Below are 15390 nucleotides of genomic sequence, written 5' to 3'. Positions count from 1 at the left end.
GCGCTCCGAGTTTGTCGGGGCGCGCCGTTTCACGCTGGGCAATCCAGAGGCCTAGGAACGGGCCACCCGCACCGAAAAGACCTCGGTGAGCTTTGTGCCACGAAAGATGTTGTAGATATCTTGGGTTACGTTAATGATGGTCACCGCGCCGCCCTTGGGCGCGACGAGCCGATAGAGCGACAGAAGCTTGCCTATGCCGGCGCTGCCGATGAACGGCACGCCCCGGAAATCCAGCTCGATATTTTTGACCTTGTTCAGGTCTATCTTGTCCAGGCTGGCCTTGAGTCGCTCCGCGCCGGCCTCGTCGATGGTGCCCACCGGGACGACCCTGGCCGTGTCGCCATTTATATCAACTATGACGCTCAAACTACGATCTCCCACTTTTGGTGGACGCCAACGCCGGCCCGCGCGCGGTGCGCGCTGCGGCTTTTTTTATTGTGGCAGCTTGGCCGGCTGGACGCAACGCGACTTTCACGGTTCGTGGCCCTCGATCGTCAGGCCGCGCCGGGCACGAAATCCCTGGCGCGGACCTCGGCCAGATCGATGGCCTCGGCCGGGCAGGTGACCATGCACAAGCCGCAGCCCAGGCATTTTTCGGCGTCGACCTGGCTGGCCGAGCCTTCGCCTTCGCTCCAGGAGATGGCCCCGAAATAACAGCGCTCGTGGCACAGGCCGCAGCCGGTGCAGGCCTCGGGGTCGATCTCGGCCCGGAAGCGGCTGGGGTCGATGACCTTGGTCCCGTGTTTGATCAACACGGGCATGGTCTGGCAACAGCACGGACAGCAGTTGCAGATGAAGTGGCTGACCTCGCTGGAGTTGATGGTCACGTGGATCAGGCCCTGCTCCTCGGCCTGGCGGCAGATGGCCAGGGCTTCTTCCTTGCTGACCTGGCGGCCGGTGCCCCGGGCCAGGTTGTATTCGGCGGCGCGGTTGACTTGCAGGCAATTGTCCAGGGGCCGGTCGCAGTTGTGCATGGTCAGGCGGCAGGTGCACTTGGTCACGGCCAGTGTCGTGGCGTTGATGATGATCTGGTTGATGCTTTCGAAATCCAGCACCTGTTGCCTGGCCGGGATGCTCACGCCCACCGGGATGACCCGGCTGAAGGGTTTGGGCAACAGGTGGGCGTTGTCCCTGGCCAACTCCAGCCACTCGGTGTCCATGTAGTCGCGCCAGGCGTCGAGGAACTCCTGGCTGGCCTGGGGCCACAGGATGGAGGCGTCATGGAATTGGATGATGTCGCGGGTCATGCGATAGGTGGGCGGGCTGGTCTTGGCCGAAGGAAAGACCAGGCCCTTGATGAACAGCGCGTCGATGGCCGTTTGCACGGCTTGGGCCTCCAGGCCCAGTTTGTCGGCGATGGCCTGGGGTTGGCCGGGCATGGCCAGCATGATCTGGGCCTCCAGCGGCTCGGCGATGAGTTGAAATAACTTGGCGACCCGTTGGGAATGGCCCAGATGGATCTTCTCGGCCAATTGTTCATACGGCGTTTTCATAACGACCTCTCGGAAATGGGCGCTAAATCATGCGTGTGCTGTAATGGGGCATCATAAATTATAGACAGGACGACCTGTCAACAATGAAAGGCCGCGCCCCGGCGGGCGATGGGCCGTGCGTGAGGTTGGGTGAAAAAAAACGTGTGATTGAATGAAAGGCCCTATGTGTTTTTTGTCGCGGTCAGGTTACGATTGGGGGGAATTTTTTCCGGCGAACAGCATCGGGGAGAGGCGACCATGTTTGGAAAGATGAAATTGAGCGCGAAGGTTTTTGGTGGATTCGCCGTTTTGCTGGCTCTGCTATGCCTGGTCTCGCTGCTGGGCTATGGCGCGCTGAGCCAGGTGGCCGACCGCGTGGCCAAGGCCGACGCCTGTGGCGAGATCATCAAAGGCGTGCTGGAGGCCCGCCGCCACGAAAAGAACTTCATCATCCGCGGCGACAAGGCCTATCTGGCCAAGGTTGACAAGGCCGTGGCCGGCGTGCTGAAGGAGGCGGCCGCGGCCAAGGCCCTGTTTGACGACGAGGCCGGCCGGCAAAAGATGGGGCGCATCGCCGCCGAGGTGGGCGTTTACAAGGCCGAATTCGACGCCTTCGCCGCCCAATACGCCGCCGACGGCAGGCTGGCCCAGAACGAGGAAGGCAGCAAGATGGTCGCCGCCGCCCGCTCGGCCATCGGCCTGTGCGAGCAGGTGCGCGCCGAAATGAAAAACGACATGCACTCGCGCATCGGCGCGGCCAAGTGGCAAACGGGTCTGTTCATCGCCATCGGCCTGGCCCTGGGCCTGGGCCTGGCCTGGCTGGTGACGGTGGCCGTGGCTCGGCCGCTCAAGCAGGTCATCGACAAGCTGCATTACGGCTCGCAAGAGGTGGCCTCGGCCTCGGATCAGGTGGCCAGCTCCAGCCAGGGCCTGGCCGAAGGCGCTTCCAGCCAGGCGGCCAACCTGGAGCAGACTTCCTCGACGCTGGAGCAGATGTCGGCGATGATCAAGCGCACCGCCGAACACGCCAGCCAGGCCGCCAGCTCGCGCCAGGAGGCGGCCAAGGTGCTCGACGAGGCGTCCAGGCTGATGAGCCAGGCCGCCGTGGCCATGGACGCGGTGCAGACCGCCGGCGAGCAGACGGCCCAGATCGTGCGGGCTATCGACGAGATAGCCTTCCAAACCAACCTGTTGGCCCTTAACGCCGCCGTGGAGGCCGCTCGGGCCGGTGAGGCCGGGGCCGGTTTCGCCGTGGTCGCCGACGAGGTGCGCTCGCTGGCCCTGCGCGCGGCCGAGGCGGCGCGCAGCACCCAGAACCTGATCCAGGGCTCGGTGGAAAACATCGTCTCCGGCGTGCGGCTGGTGGGCCAGGCCGAGGAGTCGTTCAAGCGCGTGATTTTCCACAATCAGGCCGTGGGCCGCATGGTCGCCGAGATCGCCGAGGCCTCGGGCGAGCAGGCGCTTGGCATCGAGCAGATGACCAGGGCCATCTCGGACATGAACCACCTGACCCAGGATGTGGCCTCCAGCGCCGAGCAGTCGGCGGCGGCGGCCGAGGAACTCAACACCCAGGCCAGGCAGATGATGGGCGTGGTCTGGCGCATCGAAACGTTGATCAAGGGCGAAAAGGCCTAGGATTCGTCGTCGCCAACCCGGCCGCGTAGGGCCTTGGCCGCCCCGCGCAGGCGTTTTTCGGACAGGCGCTTGGCCTTGGCCGAGCGGCTGGGTTTGGTTGGCCGGCGCGGCTTGACCGGCTTGGCCTGGTCGGCCAGACGGCGGGCCAGGCGTTCGAGGGCGGCCTGACGGTTTTGCTCGCGGCTGCGGCGTTCGGTGGCGCTGACGACCAGGCCGCTGGGCAGGTGGGTCAGACGCACGCCGGTCTCGACCTTGTTGCGGTGTTGGCCGCCGGGGCCGGAGGCGCGAAAATATTCCCAGGAAAGCTCGTGTTCGGGTGGCGGGCTGGGTTTGCTCATGGTTTGGACGCCGGCTGGCTAGGCCCCAGGCTGGGGCCGTTTGTCGCGTTCGATGTAGGCGTAGGCCGAATGATTGTGGATCGACTCGAAGTTTTCGCTTTCCACCGAATACCAGAAAATATTGGGGTCGGCGTCCATCTTTTCGGCCACGTCGCGCACGATGTCCTCAACAAACATCGGGTTTTCATAGGCTTTTTCGGTGACGTGCTTTTCGTCCTCGCGCTTTAGCAGCGAAAAGACCTCGCAACTGGCCGAATCCTCCACCACGCGGATGAGTTTTTCGATCCAGATGAAACTGCGGAAACGCACGGCCAAGCGCACCATGCCCCGTTGGTTGTGGGCCCCGTGGCGGCTGATCTCGCGCGAGCAGGGGCAGAGCGTGGTGATGGGCACGGCCACCTCGACGATAAGGTCCATGCCGCGCCGGCCCAAACTGCCCCGGAAGGCGATGTTGTACTCCATCAGGCCCATGGCCCCGCTGACCGGCGCGGCCTTTTCGATGAAATAGGGGAAATCGACCTCAATGTGGGCGCTGGGCGCGTCCAGGCGGCGCTTCATTTCCTCGAGGATGCCGGGGATGTTGTTGATGTTTATGTTGTTGTTGTGCTCGGCCAGAATCTCGACAAAGCGGCTCATGTGCGTGCCCTTGTATTGGTGGGGCAGCTTGACGTACATGTTGATGGTGGCCACGGTGTTTTGGGTCACGTTGACCTGATCGAGCACCGTGATCGGGTAGCGCACGTTCTTGACGCCGACTTTGTCGATAACGATGTTGCGGTGGTCTTGTTGGTTTTGCACGTCTTTCATGGGCATCCTCTTGGCTATCGGATTATAGAGGTATGTCCCCTCCAGTCAAGCGATGCGCCGATTAATTTTAGCCACGACGAAAAGCCCGCGCGGCGCGCCCGATCGGACCGCCGGTGCGCCGGGCGGCGCGGATCGATATTTGCTATCGGCATGGTTGGTAACAAATTTTCGCTGAATAATGAGGCATTGTTCATCGCCGGGCGGCGGCGCGCCGTGGCGCTGTCCAGCAGGGGCGTCACGGAGATTGCCGCAAATTTTTGCTTGATAAATCCATGTATTATCTTGATGGCCCCGCGTTGATTTGTTGGCGGGGCCGGCCTCGGACCTGTTTTTGTGCAAAATGTTACAAAAGAGTTTGAAACGGCGATGGTGAAGAGTTAACATTGATCAGTTAATTACTTGCCGCTTGGCGCCGGGTGGCGGCCCGACGCCGGGCTACTTTCGCTTTTTCGCGGTTTTTCGATATCGCCGAAGGAAAACCAATACAAGGGGTATGTCACGATGATCGTTGAGGCGTTGGCGATTGGCGGCCTGGGTCTGGCCGCCGCCGTGGGCCTTGGTGTGGCCGCGAAGATATTCGCCGTGGAGGTCGATCCGCTGGTGACGGCGGTGGAGGAGGCTCTGCCCGGCGCCAATTGCGGCGGTTGCGGCATGGCCGGTTGTTCGGCGGCGGCGGCGGCCATGGCCGCCGGGCGCATCCCGCCCAGCGCCTGCGTGGGTGGCGGCGCGGCGGTGCAGGCCGAGGTGGCCAAGATTCTCGGCCTGGCGCTGAGCGCGAGCGAACCGGTGGTGGCCCACGTCAACTGCCGCTACGCCACGGCCAGCGCCGACGTGAAATATCAATACGACGGCATCCGCGATTGCCGGGCGGCGGTGTTGCTTTTTGGCGGGCCCAAGGAGTGCCCGGTGGGCTGCCTGGGCCTGGGCACCTGCGTGGTCAACTGTCCCTTCGGGGCCATCCAGATCGGGGCCAACGGCCTGCCCCAGGTCGACGCCGCCCTGTGCACCGGCTGCGGAACCTGCGAGAGGGTCTGCCCCATGGGCGCGGCCGGGTTGACCTCGGTGTCCAACCGCATCTTGCGCGAATTCACGCCCAACCAGTGCACCGCGCCCTGCCAGCGCTCCTGTCCGGCCGGCATCGACGTGGCCCGCTACATCGATCTGACCGCCAAGGGCCGCTACGACGACGCCCTGGCCGTGGTCAAGGAGCGCAACCCCCTGCCGTTGATCTGCGGGCGCATCTGCCCGCGCCCCTGCGAGGCGGCCTGCCGGCGCGCCAAGGTCGACGAGCCGGTGGCCATCGACAACATCAAGCGCTTTCTGGCCGACCACGAGATGCAAAGCGGCAAGCGCGTCCAGCCCTACAAGGCCCCGGCCAAAAACCGCAAAGTCGCCGTGATCGGCGGCGGGGCCGAGGGCCTGACCGCGGCCTATTTCCTGGCCCGCCTGGGCTACGCGCCCACGGTGTTCGAGGCCGGCGAAAAGCTGGGCGGCATGCTGCGCACGGCCTTGCCGGCCGAACGCTTGCCCCGCGAGGTGCTCGACTGGGAGATCGAGGGCATCCTCGAAATGGGCGTGGAGGCCCGGCTCAACCAGACCTTTGGCCGCGATTGCAATCTGCCCGAGCTGTTCAAGGAGGGCTTCGAGGCGGTGATAATGGCCTCGGGCGGCTGGGACGCCATGCTCAGCGGCGGCAAGGCCCCGCGCACCATGCCCGGCCTGCACCTGATGCTGCCCCTGAAGATGGCCTGGGCCAAGGGCCAGGACATTGACCTGGGGCGCAACGTGGTTATCGTCGGCGGCGGGGCGGAGGCTCTGAACGTGGCCCGCCAGGCCCGCCAACGCGGCGCGGGCCGGGCGCTGGCGCTGTTGCGCCAGACCCGCGAGGCCTTGGGCCTGGACGCTCAAGGGCTTCTGGCCCTGGCCAACGAGGGCGTCGACTGCGTTTTCGAGGCCTCGGTGACCGGCCTGTTTGGCGGCGGAGACCGCGCCGAGCGGCTGGAATACGTCATCGCCGGCGATGACGATCAGCCCCAGGCCGTCGAGGGCGTTTCGTCCATCATCATCGCCAGCGGCCGCCTGCCAAAACTGATCTTTGTCCGCCAGGAGGCCGACCCCTACGCCAATGACGAGGCCCTGCACTGGCGGTCGCTGCGGCCCTATGGCCCGCCCGAGCGGCCGGTGGTCGATCTGTTCGACGATCTGCCCACGGTGGCCGACCACCGGGCGGTGGTCGAGGCCATCGGCTCCGGCCGGCGGGCGGCGGCCTCGGCGCACATGGCCCTGAGCGGGCGTCCGGTGGCCGCGCCGGCCCAGATGCTGTGCTCGGCCGATTGCGCCCTGGATGTCGAGGCGCTCGACGACCTGCTGGCCGCGCCTCAACGCCAGCCCATGCCCGAGTTGGCCCCCGAGCGCCGCGTGTACGCCGGCCTGGAGATCGAGCTGGGCCTGGATGAGCGGGCGGCCAAGACCGAGGCTTCGCGTTGCCTCAACTGCGGCTTGATCTGCTACAAGCGCGAAGGCAAGCTGCCCGCCGCCGCTTGAGCCGCGCGCGGCGATAACGCTATAACCGCCGTCGGCGGGATTGGCCTTGGCCGGTCGCCGACGGCGGTTGTTTTTAATAATAATGCCGTTGTTTGGATGTGTTACAGATATGCGCACGGTCAGTGGGGCCTGGCCGGCGAAAAAATAGGCCAGATTGTGAGCGTATTCTCTTGACGAGTTTGCAATTTCCATGATATTGCCCGGACGTAAAAATTAGGCAAAATAGGAAGCCCCCCGCCGGCAAAGGGCTGGCGGCGTCGCAGGCTTCCATTAGTTCTGGCCGTCGGCGGCGCTCCGCTGGAATCTCGCCCAAGGCGGCCTGCTTTCTTGTGTAGCTGTAGGGAGGTTGTTCTAATGCCTAAGCTGCCCGATCCCACTAAAAATCCCGATTACGTGATTGCCGAGGCCGCCGAAGAGTTCATGCAGCCCATCAAAAAGATCGCCGACGATCTGGGCCTGACCGAGGAAGAGCTGCTGCCCCACGGCCATTACGTGGCCAAGGTCGACTACAAGAAGGTTCTTGAGCGCCTCAAGGATCGCCCCGACGGCAAGTACATCGACGTGACCGCCATCACCCCCACGCCGCTGGGCGAGGGCAAGTCCACCTCGACCATGGGTTTGGTCGAGGGCATGGGCAAGCTGGGCCTGAAGGTCACCGCCGCCATCCGTCAGCCTTCCGGCGGCCCGACCATGAACATCAAGGGCTCGGCCGCCGGTGGCGGTTTGGCCCAGTGCGTGCCGCTGACCCCGTTCTCGTTGGGCCTGACCGGCGACATCAACGCCATCATGAACGCCCACAACCTGGCCATGGTGGCCCTGAACACCCGCCTGCAGCACGAGCGCAACTACAACGACGAGCAGCTCGAGCGCCTGTCTGGCATGAAGCGCCTCAACATCGATCCCACCAACATCGAGATGGGCTGGATCATCGACTTCTGCTGCCAGGGCCTGCGCAACATCGTCATGGGCCTGGGCGGCCGCCGCGATGGTTTCCTGATGCAGTCGCGTTTTGGCATCGCCGTGTCGTCGGAAGTCATGGCCATTCTGGCCGTGGCCAAGGATCTCAAGGACATGCGCGAGCGCATGGGCAAGATCGTCGTGGCCTATGACCGCGCCGGCAAACCCATCACCACCGAGGATCTCGAAGTCGCCGGCGCCATGACCGCCTGGATGAACGAGGCCCTCAACCCCAACCTGCTGCAGACCATCGAGGGCCAGCCGGTCTTCGTGCACGCCGGCCCCTTCGCCAACATCGCCATCGGCCAGAGCTCGATCCTGGCCGACCGTTGCGCCCTCAAGCTCAGCGACTACCACGTCACCGAGTCCGGCTTCGGCGCCGACATCGGCTTCGAGAAGTTCTGGAACCTGAAGTGCCGCTACTCGGGCCTCAAGCCCCATTGCGCGGTCGTGGTCGCCACCATCCGCGCCCTGAAGTGCCACGGCGGCGCGCCGATTCCGGTGCCCGGCAAGCCCATGCCCAAAGAGTACCAGGGCGAGAACGTCGAGTGGGTCGAGAAGGGTTGCGCCAACCTGCTGCACCACATCGCCACCGTCAAGAGCGCCGGCATCAACCCCGTGGTGTGCGTCAACAGCTTCTACACCGACACCCCCAATGAGATCGCGGCCGTCAAGCGGCTGTGCGAGGCCGCCGGCGCCCGCGTCGCCGTCAGCCGTCACTGGGAAAAGGGTGGCGAGGGCGCCATCGAGTTCGCCGAGGCCGTCAAGGACGCTTGCGAAGAAGAGAACCAGTTCAAGCTGCTCTACGAGCTGGAGACCCCGCTGCGTCAGCGTCTCGACCTGATCGCCAAGCAGGTCTACGGCGCCGACGGCGTGGACTACAGCCCCGAGGCCGAGGCCAAGGCCAAGAAGATCGAGGCCGACCCCGAGCTGTCCAAGCTGGGCACTTGCATGGTCAAGACCCACCTGTCGCTGTCCGACAACCCCAACCTCAAGGGCGTGCCCAAGAATTGGCGCCTGTACATCCGCGATATCCTGACCTACGGCGGCGCCGGCTTCGTCGTGCCCGTGGCCGGCACCATCAGCCTGATGCCCGGCTCCGGCTCCAACCCGGCCTTCCGCCGCATCGACGTCGACACCGACAGCGGCAAGGTCAAGGGCATCTTCTAAAGACCATCCGCCGTCGCGAGCCCGAGGCTGCTTGGGCTTGCGACGGCGCGCGACAAGCGCGCCAGGCCGGTCGCCAGCAATGGCGGCCGGCCTTTTTCGTTGGCCCTTTACGGCCGGAATTTATAATCATTTCCGCTTGCTCCACCGCTTGTTCTCTTGTAAGCGCCTGGAATCATAAATTAATAACAGTATATTGATGGGAAAACTTTCAAAGACGCGGCGTTTTGTTGTATGGTGAATCATATAAATGCCCACGGATATAGTAATCAATCGTAGTTTTACTCCACTTCCCGTGGGCCTGCCCACGCGAAAGCCGCTACGGCGCTTGGGTCCAAACCCCGACGCCGCGCCGCGCCAGGCGCGCGTCGGCCTTTGCCACGGGGAGGCGGTTTATGGCCAGCGGAGAAAACAAAAAGGTCGGGGCGGTGATGGTCGTCGGCGCGGGCATCGCCGGCGTTCAGGCGTCGCTGGACCTGGCCAACAGCGGGTATTACGTCTATTTGGTCGAGAAGTCGCCGGCCATCGGCGGGCGCATGGCCCAGTTGGACAAGACGTTTCCAACCAACGATTGCGCCATGTGCATTGTCTCGCCAAAGCTGGTCGAGTGCGGCCGGCACCTTAACATCGAGATAATCACCTGCGCCCAGGTTCTGGGGCTGAGCGGCAAGCCGGGCGATTTCGTGGCGCGGGTGGAGCAAAACCCGCGTTTTGTCGCCTCGGAGAGCTGCACGGCCTGCGGCGATTGCGTCAAGGTCTGTCCGGTCAGCGTGCCCAACGAGTTCGATCAGGAGTTGGGCCAACGCAAGGCCATCTACAAGCGCTATGCCCAGGCTTATCCCAACGCCTACTCCATCACCAAGCTCGACGCCGCGCCCTGCAAGGTCAGCTGTCCGGCCAACCTCAACGTGCAGGGCTACGTGCAGATGGCCAAGCAGGGCAAGTTCGCCGAGGCCCTGGCCATCATCATGAAGGATCTGCCCTTGCCGGGGGCCATCGGCCGGGTCTGTCCGCACCCGTGCGAGAGCGTCTGTCGCCGGCTGGAGGTGGATGAGGCCATCGCCATCCGCGACCTCAAGCGCTTGGCGGCCGACGTGGTCGGCGTGGAGAACGTGGCCCAGCCCGAGGCGGCCTGGCGCGAGGAAAAGGTGGCCATCGTGGGGGCCGGGCCGGCTGGCCTGGCCTGCGCCTATCACCTGGCGCGGGCCGGGGTGCGCTCGGTGATCTTCGAGGCCCTGCCCGTGGCCGGCGGCGCGCTGGCCGTGGGCGTGCCGGAGTATCGCCTGCCCCAAGCCGTTTTGCAGCGCGAAATCGACAATATCGCCGACATGGGCGTGGAGATCAGGCTCAACGCGCCCCTGGGCCCGGAGCTTGGCATCGACGACCTGCTGGGCCGCGAAGGTTTTCGGGCGGTGTTTCTGGGCGTGGGGGCCACGGCCAGCTTTGCCCTGCGCGCGCCGGGCGAGGATGGCCCGCAAGTCATTTCGGCGCTGGACTATCTGCGGCTTGCGGCCCTGGGGCAAAACCCGCCAGACGGTGCGGACGTGGTGGTCATCGGCGGCGGCGACGTGGCCGTGGACTGCGCGCGCACGGCCCTGCGGCGCGGGGCCAAGCGGGTGCGCATGATCATGCTGGAGTCGGCCGAGGAACAGCCGGCCAGCCCCTGGGAGCGCCACGAGGCCCTGGAAGAGGGCGTGGAGTTCATCCACCGCCAGGGCGTGGCCGCCGTGCGGCGCGGCCCGCAAGGCGAGCTGCTGGGCCTGACGCTCAGAAAAGTCACGCGGGTTTTCGACGAAAACCGCCGTTTTGCGCCGCAATACGACGAAAGCCAGACCAGCGACATCGACGCCGACCTGGTCGTCACGGCCATCGGCCAGCGGCCCAACCTGGAGTTTCTGGGCCAGAACTCGGGCGTGGAGCTGACGCCGCGCGGCACAATCAAGGCCGATCCCATCACCATGGCCACCAGCCGGCCCGGCGTTTTCGCCGGCGGCGACGCGGTCAGCGGGCCGTGGATCGCCATCGGCGCGGTGGCCGCCGGCAGGGAGGCGGCCATCAGCATCACGCGTCTGCTCGATGGCCAAGACCTGGCCCACGGCCGGAGCAAGCTGGAGCTGGGCGACAAGCCACGCCACAACCCCATCCCGGACGACCTGGCCAAGGCCGCCCGCCCGGTGATGCCCCTGCGGCCGGCCGCCGAGCGCAAGGGCGATTTCGTCGAGTTCGAGCTGGGCCTGAGCCCCGAGCAAGGCCAGGCCGAGGGCGAGCGCTGTCTCAACTGCGCCGTTTGCTGCGATTGCTACCAGTGCGTGGAGGCCTGCCAGGCCAAGGCCCCGGCCCACGATCAACTGCCCCATGAGCTGAACCTCAATGTGGGCAGCGTCATCCTGGCCCCGGGCTTCGACGCCTACGACCCCCGCCAGTTCGACATATATTCCTACAGCCGCCACCCCAACGTGGTCACGGCCATGGAGTTCGAGCGGGTGCTGAGCGCCTCGGGGCCCTACCAGGGCCATCTCCAGCGGCCCAGCGACGGCGTTGAGCCCAAGAAAATCGCCTGGTTGCAGTGCGTGGGCTCCCGCGATATCAACCACTGCGACAACGGCTATTGCTCGGCGGTGTGCTGCATGTACGCCATCAAGGAGGCGGTCATCGCCAAGGAGCACTCCCCTGGCGAGCTGGACACGGCCATTTTTTACATGGACATGCGCACCCACGGCAAGGATTTCGAGAAATACTACGACCGCGCCCGCCAGGAGCACGGCGTGCGCTTCATCCGCTGCCGGGCCCACAGCGTCGATCCGGCCGAGGAGGGCATGCTCTCCATCGAATACGTCGACGAGGACGGCAACCCCAAGCGCGAGCTTTTCGACATCGTGGTGCTGAGCGTGGGCCTGCAAACCGGCGCCGAGGCCGTGGAGCTGGCCCAGCGCCTGGGCGTGGAGCTGACCCATTACAACTTCAGCGACACCAGCTCCTTCCTGCCGGTGGGCACCAGCCAGCCGGGCGTCTACGCCTGCGGCTGTTTCGCCGGGCCCAAGGACATCCCCCAGGCGGTTATGGAGGCCTCGGCGGCGGCGCGAGCCTCGGTCAAGGGCCTGGCCGAGGCCCGTGGCACGCTGACCAAGGAGCTGCAATATCCGGCCGAGCTGGATATCGACGACCAGGAGCCGCGCATCGGCGTGTTTGTCTGCAACTGCGGCATCAACATCGGCGGCGTGGTCGATGTGCCCGGCGTGCGCCAATACGCCGCCACGCTGCCCCACGTGGCCTTTGTCGACGACAATCTCTTCACCTGCTCGCAAGACACCCAGAACAAGATCAAGCAGATCATCAAGGAGCACAACCTCAACCGGGTGGTGGTGGCTTCCTGCTCGCCGCGCACCCACGAGGCCCTGTTCCAGGAAACCATCCGCGAGGTGGGCCTGAACAAATATCTCTTCGAAATGGCCAACATCCGCGATCAAGACTCGTGGGTGCACCAGCAAGAGCCTCAAAAGGCCACCGACAAGGCCAAGGATCTGGTGCGCATGGCCGTGGCCAAGGCCGCCCTGACCCGGCCGCTGCATCAGGTGGAGCTGCCCCTGACCAAGGCGGCGCTGGTGGTCGGCGGCGGCGTGACCGGGATGACGGCCGCCCTCAGCCTGGCCGAGGCGGGCTATCCGGTGCATCTTGTCGAAAAAACATCGCAACTTGGCGGCAACGCCCATCATTTGCTGGTCACCTGGAAGGGCGAGCCCATCAAGCCCTATCTGGAAGACCTCATCGCCAAGGTCCACAACAGCCCCAACATCACCCTGCACCTGGAAAGCCAGGTCAGCGCCTGCAAGGGCTTCGTGGGCAACTTCAAGGGGGCCATCGGCGATTCGGCCGGCCGCCAGACGCCCATCGACTTCGGCGTGGCCATCATGGCCACCGGCGGCCGCGAGACCAGGCCCGAGGAATATCTTTATGGCCAAAGCGACCAGGTGCTGACCTCCCTGGAGTGGGACGCCAGCCTCAAGGGCGAGCCCAAACTGGCGAGCAAGCTCGCGGCGGTGGCCTTTATCCAGTGCGTGGGCTCGCGCGAGCCGGCGCGGCCCTATTGCAGCCGGCTGTGCTGCACGCACTCCATGGAAAGCGCCGTGGCCATCAAGGAGCAAAACCCCACGGCCCAGGTCTATGTGTTCTACCGCGATATCCGCACCTACGGCGTGCGCGAGGATCTCTATCGCCGGGCCAGGGAACTTGGCGTGCTGTTCATCCGCTACGATCTGGAGCACAAGCCCCTGGTCGAACAGCGCGGCGACAAGCTGGCCATCAGCGCCCGCGATCACGTCCTGGGCCGGCCGGTGGAGCTGGAGGTGGACCGCCTGGTGCTGGCCTCGGCCATCGCGCCCAACGCCGTGGGCCCCTTGGCCGAGGTGTTCAAGGCCCCGCTGCAAGGCGAGGGCTTTTTCCTCGAGGCCCACATGAAGCTGCGCCCGGTGGACCTGGCCAGCGAGGGGCTCTACATCGCCGGCCTGGCCCACTATCCCAAGCCCATCGACGAGGCCATCGCCCAGGCCGAGGCCGCCGTGGGCCGGGCCCTGACCGTCCTGGCCCGCAAGGCCATCCGCGTCGGCGGCGTGGTGGCGACCGTCGATCCGGCCAAGTGCGCCGTCTGCCTGACCTGCGTGCGCACCTGCCCCTACGGCGTGCCCAAGATCAAGGACGGCGCGGCCTATATCGAGGTGGCTTCTTGTTATGGTTGCGGGGCCTGCGCGGCCGAGTGTCCGGGCAAGGCCATCACCTTGCAACACTATACCGACGCGCAGATTTTGGCCAAGGAAATGGCGGCCATGGGCTGACCCCGCCCGCCGCGTCACGGGTTCGACCAGAGCCGGGAAGGTGGTTTGGATATGATCGTAGGCGACGCGAAACCGCTGGAAGAGATTCTGCGAATGATCGAGGGGCGGCCCAAGGTCTTGGTGCTGGGCTGTAGGGGCTGCGTGACGGTGTGCAACGTCGGCGGCGAAAAGGAGGTGGGCGTCTTGGCCACGGCCCTGCGCATCGCCCGCAAAAAGCGCGGCCTGGCCCCGACGGTGGACGAAAGAACCCTGGAGCGCCAGTGCGATCCTGAATACATCGAGGAACTGGCCGACGTGGCCGAGGGCTACGACGCCATCATTTCCATCGCCTGCGGGGTGGGGCCCCAGTTCGTCAGCGAACGCTACCCCAAAGCGCCGGTGTTTCCGGGCATAAACACCACATTCATCGGCGGCGCGCTGGCCCACGGCATGTGGTCGGAGCGCTGTCAATCGTGCGGCGACTGCCTGGTGCATCACTTCGGTGGGCTCTGCCCCATCGCCCGTTGCAGCAAAAGCCTCATGAACGGCCCCTGCGGTGGTTCGGCCGGCGGCAAGTGCGAGATCGGCCCGGAGGTGGACTGCGTTTGGCATCTGATCGTCGAAAAAATGGAACGCATGGGCCGGGCCGAGGAGTTGGAGCGGGTCTGGCCGGTGAAAAACTGGATCACCGCCCGTGACGGTGGGCCGCGTCGGCGGATCAGGGAGGACCTCAAGCTATGAAAGCGGGCAGCAATCTGGAAAAAGTGCTCAGGGCCGGCCATTTCGCGGTGACCGGAGAGCTGGGGCCGCCCCGGGGCAACCACGCCGATGAAGTGCGCAAAAAAGCCGCCCATCTGCTGGGCGCGGTGGATTCGGTCAACATCACCGACAACCAGACCGCCGTGGTGCGCATGGCCTCGTGGGCCGCCTGCAAGCTGATCCTGGACCAGGGACTGGAGCCCAACCTGCAAATGGTCTGCCGTGACGCCAACCGCCTGGGCCTGATGGCCAACATCCTGGGGGCCACGGCCCTGGGCATCAAAAACGTGCTGTGCCTGTCGGGCGACCACCAGCGCTTTGGCGATCACCCCGAGGCCAAAAACGTCCACGACCTGGACTCCGTGCAACTGCTGGCCACGTTCAAGAAGATGCGCGACGAGAAAAAATTCTTGAACGACAAGGAGTTGGAAGGCGCGCCCGAGATTTTCATCGGCGCGGCGGTCAACCCCTTTGGCGATCCCTTCGCTTTCCGCGTCTCACGCCTGGCCAACAAGATCAAGGCCGGCGCGGATTTCGTCCAGACCCAGTGCATCTATAATATGGATAAATTCCGCGAATACATGAAGCGGGCCGTGGACCGGGGCCTGCACGAAAAATGCTTCATCCTGGGCGGGGTCACGCCGCTTAAATCAGTGGGCATGGCCAAGTACATGGCCAAGTTCGTGCCGGGCATGGACGTGCCCGAGGCCCTGATCAAGCGCATGCAGGGCGTGGACAAAAAAGACCAGGCCGCCGAGGGCATTCGCATCTGCATCGAGGCCATCGGCCAACTGCGCGAAATGCCCGGCGTGGCCGGCGTGCACGTCATGGCCATCGAGTGGGAGCACCGCGCCCGCGAGATCATTGACGGCGCCGGGCTCCTGCCCCGGCCGCAGCTCTAGA

Annotated in this window: 10 protein-coding genes; 6 read left to right on the top strand and 4 right to left on the bottom strand. The window is 65.1% G+C overall.

All coding sequences use genetic code 11. The features are described 5' to 3' along the window. Positions 1-51: 51 nt before the first annotated feature. Positions 52-366, bottom strand: a complete 315-nt coding sequence (locus DEBA_RS11140; protein WP_013259038.1) for an STAS domain-containing protein — start codon at positions 364-366, stop codon at positions 52-54. A gap of 128 nt (positions 367-494) precedes the next feature. Then, positions 495-1493 carry a 4Fe-4S binding protein gene (locus DEBA_RS11135; RefSeq protein ID WP_013259037.1) on the bottom strand — a complete coding sequence of 333 codons (999 nt, stop codon included), beginning with the start codon at positions 1491-1493 and terminating at the stop codon, positions 495-497. 255 nt (positions 1494-1748) lie between these two features. Here DEBA_RS11135 and DEBA_RS17145 point away from each other — a divergent pair, with 255 nt between their 5' ends. Next, positions 1749-3107: a methyl-accepting chemotaxis protein gene (locus tag DEBA_RS17145; protein ID WP_187288548.1), complete on the top strand. Its 1359-nt coding sequence runs from the start codon at positions 1749-1751 to the stop codon at positions 3105-3107. On the opposite strand, the gene DEBA_RS11125 is transcribed toward DEBA_RS17145, so the two are convergent. Further along, complete coding sequence (locus tag DEBA_RS11125; protein WP_013259035.1) at positions 3104-3445, bottom strand: peptide chain release factor family protein; 342 nt, start codon at positions 3443-3445, stop codon at positions 3104-3106. The genes DEBA_RS17145 and DEBA_RS11125 overlap by 4 nt on opposite strands. Before the next feature lie 18 nt (positions 3446-3463). Next, complete coding sequence (folE2, locus tag DEBA_RS11120; protein WP_013259034.1) at positions 3464-4252, bottom strand: GTP cyclohydrolase FolE2; 789 nt, start codon at positions 4250-4252, stop codon at positions 3464-3466. A 501-nt stretch (positions 4253-4753) separates the two neighbouring features. On the opposite strand from folE2, the gene DEBA_RS11115 reads away from it, so the two are divergent. The 5 genes from DEBA_RS11115 (at position 4754) to DEBA_RS11095 (ending at position 15389) form a co-directional block, all read left to right on the top strand. Beyond that, positions 4754-6796: an FAD-dependent oxidoreductase gene (locus tag DEBA_RS11115; RefSeq protein ID WP_013259033.1), complete on the top strand. Its 2043-nt coding sequence runs from the start codon at positions 4754-4756 to the stop codon at positions 6794-6796. Positions 6797-7150: 354 nt separating this feature from the next. Next, a complete protein-coding gene (locus DEBA_RS11110; protein ID WP_013259032.1) occupies positions 7151-8923 on the top strand; it encodes a formate--tetrahydrofolate ligase in 1773 nt (590 codons plus the stop codon). 392 nt (positions 8924-9315) lie between these two features. Beyond that, complete coding sequence (locus DEBA_RS11105; protein WP_013259031.1) at positions 9316-13749, top strand: FAD-dependent oxidoreductase; 4434 nt, start codon at positions 9316-9318, stop codon at positions 13747-13749. A 51-nt stretch (positions 13750-13800) separates the two neighbouring features. Further along, positions 13801-14469, top strand: a complete 669-nt coding sequence (locus tag DEBA_RS11100; RefSeq protein WP_013259030.1) for a methylenetetrahydrofolate reductase C-terminal domain-containing protein — start codon at positions 13801-13803, stop codon at positions 14467-14469. Next, positions 14466-15389 (top strand): methylenetetrahydrofolate reductase, encoded by a 924-nt coding sequence (locus DEBA_RS11095; protein WP_013259029.1) that lies wholly within the window; start codon positions 14466-14468, stop codon positions 15387-15389. The genes DEBA_RS11100 and DEBA_RS11095 overlap by 4 nt, the downstream gene beginning before the upstream one ends. Position 15390: the final 1 nt, after the last annotated feature.

The sequence above is a fragment of the Desulfarculus baarsii DSM 2075 genome, assembly GCF_000143965.1.
Lineage (GTDB): Bacteria > Desulfobacterota > Desulfarculia > Desulfarculales > Desulfarculaceae > Desulfarculus > Desulfarculus baarsii.
The sequence above is the reverse complement of the archived record's forward strand: the minus strand, read 5'-3'. Positions and strand labels throughout refer to the sequence as shown.